Genomic DNA, 4,270 nt, shown 5'->3' on the forward strand with positions numbered 1-4,270 from the left:
GAGGGAGTTAGTCGGATATTCCAGCACCCAATCAGCGTGAACAGGCCAGCAGGCTGAGCGAGCGCTTGTCGCGCAGCGATTCCTTGAACTCTTTGCGAACACCACGAGGTTGCATTTCATGCGACGATCCCCTCGTCGTGCGACCGAGGCGCAGGAAGGCGCTTCCAGGTTGGCCATGCCGGTGCGCCGGCACAGGTCGGCCGGTGTGCCCTGCGCGCCACGGTGTGGCCCTTGGCGATGACGCACGGCCCACTTCCTGCATCACGTGCGTGGCCATCACGACAGTGCGCGCGCAGCGCGGGCAGCGCGTGGCGCGTGCTCATCACGTGCGCGTGGGCTCGTCCAGCAGCAGATGGCGCGGGCGGCGAGCAGCGCGCGCGCGAGGGCGACCTTGATGCGCTGGCCCTGCGAAGCCCTTGCTGCGGCGTTCCAGGATGTCGTCCATCGCGAGCATCTCCGAGACCTCGTCCATGCGTGGCGCGTGCGCGCCACGCGCGACATCGTGTTCATCGACCAGCGCGGCACGGGCCTGTCCGGCAAGCTCGACTGCCCGTCCGACAGCGACCAGGATGCGCAGCTCAGCGATCTGGAGGCGGACGCCGTCCTGCGCCGCTGCATCGCGGCCAGCAAAGCCCCGTTTGCCGCCTACACGACGGCCGCCGCCGCGCGCGACATCGAAGCCGTGCGCCGCGCACTGGGGTTCGGACGCATCGACCCGTGGGGCGGCTCGTATGGCACCCGCCTCGCGCAGGCGTATGCGCGCGCGCCTATCCGGCCGGCGTGCGCACGCTCACGTTGGACGCCGTGGCCGCGCCCGACCAGGTGATCCCGGCCGGTGGCCGTGACGCCCAGGGCCGCGCTCGACGAGTTGTTCGCGCAGTGCGCCAGCGATGCCGCGTGCGCCCGCGCCTACCCGAACCTGCGCGGCGAATTCGACGCCCTCGTCGCCAGGCTCGATGCCGGAGCGCTGACGCTGAACCTGCCCGACCCGCGCACGGCGCGCCAGGTCGACGTCACGATGACGAGCGCGCGCCTGCTCGACACCGTGCGCAACATGCTGTATTCGCCGGCCGACGCGCGCCGCCTGCCCTTCCTCGTGCACAGCGCCAGCGCGGGCCGCTGGCAGCCGTTCGTCGCCCGCCGCAACCTGGCCGCCGACTTCGCCGCCGAAGGCGCGCCGGCCACGCTGCTGCACCTGGCCGTCGTCTGTGCCGAGGACATGCCGCGCTTCACGCCCGCCCTGGCGGCCGCCGATGCGAGTCCACTGACGCGCACCCTGGCCGACCGCCTCAAGGGGCTGTGCCGCGCGATGCACGTGCCGGCCGTGCCGTACGCCGCACCAACGCGCATCGCCGCGCCGGTGCTGCTGCTGTCGGGCGCCCTCGACCCCGTCACGCCGCCGCGCCGCGCCCAGGACGCCGCACGCTTCATGGACCGCGCGCAGCTGCTGACGGCGCCCAACGTCGGCCACGGCGTGTCGCAACTGGGCTGCGCGCCGCGCCTGCTGCGCGCCTTCCTCGACCGGCCCGAGGCCAAGGTCGACGGCGCCTGCCTGAACGAGATCCCGGCACCGACCTTCCAGCTCGGCAGCGCCGGCCCGCAACCCTGACGAATCCCAAGCCCATGATCGAAGCACACGAAGTCCGCAAACAGTTCGGCGCCGTGCAGGCGCTGGGAGGCGTCAGCTTCACGGCGCGCGACGGCAACATCACCGCCCTGCTGGGCCCCAACGGCGCCGGCAAGACGACCCTGCTGCGCACCCTCGTCGGCATGCTGAAACGCGACCACGGCACCATTCTGGTGGACGGCGTCGACCCGGAACGCGATCCGCTCGCCGTACGCGCCAACATCGGCTTCCTGACCGACCAGTTCGGACTGTACGAGCGCCTGTCGACGCGCGAATACCTCACGTATTTCGGGGAGCTGAACGGCATGGAGGACGGCGACCTGCGCCAGCGCATCGACGAGGTCTCGGAGATGCTCGCGATGGACGACATCCTGGAACGCCGCAGCAAGGGCTTTTCGCAGGGCCAGCGCATCAAGGTCGCCCTCGCGCGCGCGCTGCTGCACCGCCCGCGCCATCTGCTGCTGGACGAGCCCACGCGCGGCCTGGACGTGATGAGCACGCGCGCCGTGCGCCACGCGCTGTCCGCGCTGCGCGCGCAGGGCTGCTGCGTCGTGATGGCCACGCACGTGATGCAGGAAGTGAGCCATTTGTGCGACGACGTGATCGTCATCGCCAAGGGCCACACCGTGGCGCAGGGCACGCCGGCCGACCTGTGCCGGCGCACCGGCATCGCCAACCTGGAAGACGCCTTCGTGCGCCTGGTCGGCACCGACGAGGGGATCGTCGCATGAAATCCAGATTCCTCGTGGTGTTCCGCAAAGAGTTCAAGGAATCGCTGCGCGACAAGCGCTCGCTCGGCCTGCTGGCCCTGTTCACGCTGATGTATCCGGTGCTGCTGGGCGTCCTGCTGCACCAGCTGATCGAGCGCGCCACGCGGCCCGAGCGCGAAGGCATCGTGCTGGCCGTGATCGGCGGTGCGCAGGCGCCCACCCTGATGGCCCAGCTGAAGCAGAAGAACATCACCATCCACGACACGCCGCCGCTGGACGAAGCGGCCATCGGCGAGCTGCTGCGCGCGCGCAAGGCGGCCGCCGTTTTGCGCCTGCCCGGCAAGTACGCCAGCGACTACGAAGCGATGCGGCCGGCGCGCATCGAGCTTGCGGTTCGATTCGTCGACGGAGCAGGACGGGCGGCGCGACGTCGAGGACGTGCTGAACGCCTACGGCGCCAACGTCGCCAGCGCGCGCCTGCTGGCGCACGGCGTGTCGCCGGCCGCGCTGTCGCCCGTGCAGGTGCAGCGCTACGACACGGGCACCACGGCCGCGCGCTCGGCCGGCGTCATCGGCGGCGTCCTCGGCTTCCTGTTCTTCCCCGCGTTCATCTGCGGCCTGTCGGCGGCGGTGGATTCCACGGCGGGCGAGCGCGAACGCCGCTCGCTCGAAGTGCTGATGGCGCAGCCCGTGCGCACGTGGGAACTCGTCGCCGGCAAATGGCTGGCCGCCGCCGCGCTGGCCGTCATCGGCATCACGCTGGAGCTGATGCTGGCGCACGGCATCCTGTCGTGGATGCCGCTGGAAGAAATCGGCATGAGCTGGCGCGTGGGCTGGGGGCGGCTGCTGCTCGTGTGCCTCGCGTCCGTGCCGCTGTCGCTGTTCGCGGCCGCCATGCAGATCGCGGTGGCGATGAACGCGCGCTCGTTCAAGGAAGCGCAGAGCGTGCTGTCGATCGTGATGCTGGTGCCGATGCTGCCGGGGCTCGCGGTGTCGATGCTGGAGCTGAAGACGGCGTCGTGGATGTACCTCGTGCCGATGCTGTCGAACCAGACCTTGCTGCGCGAGACGGCCAAGGGCGGCGACATCGGCTTCCTGCCGTTCGTGCTGACGTTCCTGTGTTCAGGCGTGGCGGCGTGGGGGGCCGTCGCGTTCGCCGCCTGGCGCATGAAGAGCGAGCGCTACGTGCTGGCTGTCTGAACGATGGAATGCGACCAGGCGAGCACGGTGCGCCGCGCTGGCTTAGAATGGACGCCCTCGTCAACACACACTCAAGCGGAGAATTCGATGGAAGTCAAAGTCAGCTGGAACGGACCGTCCGGGATGAGCTTCCGGGCCGAGACCGGCTCCGGCCTGCACCTGGTCAACATGGGATGGCGCCCCCGAGGGCGGCGGCCACAACCTGGCGCCGCGCCCAATGGAAATGGTGCTGCTGGGTACCGGTGGATGCACCGCCTACGACGTCGTGCTGATCCTCAAGCGCAGCCGCGAAGACGTGCGCGGCTGCGACGTCACGCTCAAGGCCGAACGCGCCGAGACGGATCCGAAGGTGTTCACCAAGATCCACTTCCACTTCATCGTCACGGGCCGCGACCTCAAGCCGGCGACCGTCGAGCGGGCCGTCAACCTGTCGCATGACAAATACTGCTCGGCGTCGATCATGCTGGCCAAGACGGCCGAGATCACGCATTCGTTCGAGATCGTCGAGGGTTGATTGTCGTGGCGGCATAGGGTGGGCGCAGCCGGCGTAGGCACCCCGTGCCCACGCGTGACGCCTGCGTCACGCCGGCTCATTAAATGTGATACGCCATCGTGGTCATCACCTTCGACATGGCGCGCATCGCCGCCTTGACGGGCAACGGCATCAGGTGCTGGATCATCCAACTAACTCCTCCGTTTTAACCTTAGCAATACGTAACTGAACGAAGGAACA

The 4,270-nt window shown here is 69.3% G+C and carries 7 protein-coding genes and 1 pseudogene; 6 read left to right on the forward strand and 2 right to left on the reverse strand.

What is annotated here, in order from left to right:
* Positions 1-31: 31 nt before the first annotated feature.
* Positions 32-280 carry a hypothetical protein gene (locus tag ACWNCF_RS02620; protein ID WP_449405912.1) on the reverse strand — a complete coding sequence of 83 codons (249 nt, stop codon included), beginning with the start codon at positions 278-280 and terminating at the stop codon, positions 32-34.
* Between the two features lie 42 nt (positions 281-322).
* Complete coding sequence (locus ACWNCF_RS02625; RefSeq protein ID WP_449405913.1) at positions 323-472, reverse strand: hypothetical protein; 150 nt, start codon at positions 470-472, stop codon at positions 323-325.
* Positions 473-481: 9 nt separating this feature from the next.
* Between ACWNCF_RS02625 and ACWNCF_RS02630 the strand changes: the two genes are divergently transcribed.
* The 6 genes and pseudogenes from ACWNCF_RS02630 to ACWNCF_RS02655 all read left to right on the forward strand — a co-directional run bounded on the left by ACWNCF_RS02630 (position 482) and on the right by ACWNCF_RS02655 (position 4,259).
* Positions 482-826, forward strand: a complete 345-nt coding sequence (locus ACWNCF_RS02630; protein ID WP_449405914.1) for an alpha/beta fold hydrolase — start codon at positions 482-484, stop codon at positions 824-826.
* A 15-nt stretch (positions 827-841) separates the two neighbouring features.
* Positions 842-1,609: an alpha/beta hydrolase gene (locus ACWNCF_RS02635; RefSeq protein WP_449405915.1), complete on the forward strand. Its 768-nt coding sequence runs from the start codon at positions 842-844 to the stop codon at positions 1,607-1,609.
* Positions 1,610-1,623: 14 nt separating this feature from the next.
* Entirely contained in the window at positions 1,624-2,358 is a 735-nt protein-coding gene (locus ACWNCF_RS02640) for an ABC transporter ATP-binding protein (RefSeq protein ID WP_056447999.1), read from the forward strand.
* A 366-nt stretch (positions 2,359-2,724) separates the two neighbouring features.
* On the forward strand, positions 2,725-3,537 hold the full coding sequence (locus tag ACWNCF_RS02645) for an ABC transporter permease (RefSeq protein WP_449405916.1): 813 nt from the start codon (positions 2,725-2,727) through the stop codon (positions 3,535-3,537).
* An 87-nt stretch (positions 3,538-3,624) separates the two neighbouring features.
* Positions 3,625-4,051: pseudogene (locus ACWNCF_RS02650) on the forward strand (OsmC family protein).
* Between the two features lie 85 nt (positions 4,052-4,136).
* The gene (locus ACWNCF_RS02655; protein ID WP_449405917.1) at positions 4,137-4,259 is read left to right on the forward strand and encodes a hypothetical protein; all 123 of its coding nucleotides are present in this window, start codon (positions 4,137-4,139) and stop codon (positions 4,257-4,259) included.
* Positions 4,260-4,270 lie beyond the last annotated feature (11 nt).

This window comes from Massilia phosphatilytica (assembly GCF_977014125.1).

Coding starts and splice junctions, on each gene's coding strand:
- ACWNCF_RS02625 (WP_449405913.1), bottom strand. CDS start 472: ATGGACGAGGTCTCGGAGATGCTCGCGATGGACGACATCCTGGAACGC.
- ACWNCF_RS02640 (WP_056447999.1), top strand. CDS start 1,624: ATGATCGAAGCACACGAAGTCCGCAAACAGTTCGGCGCCGTGCAGGCG.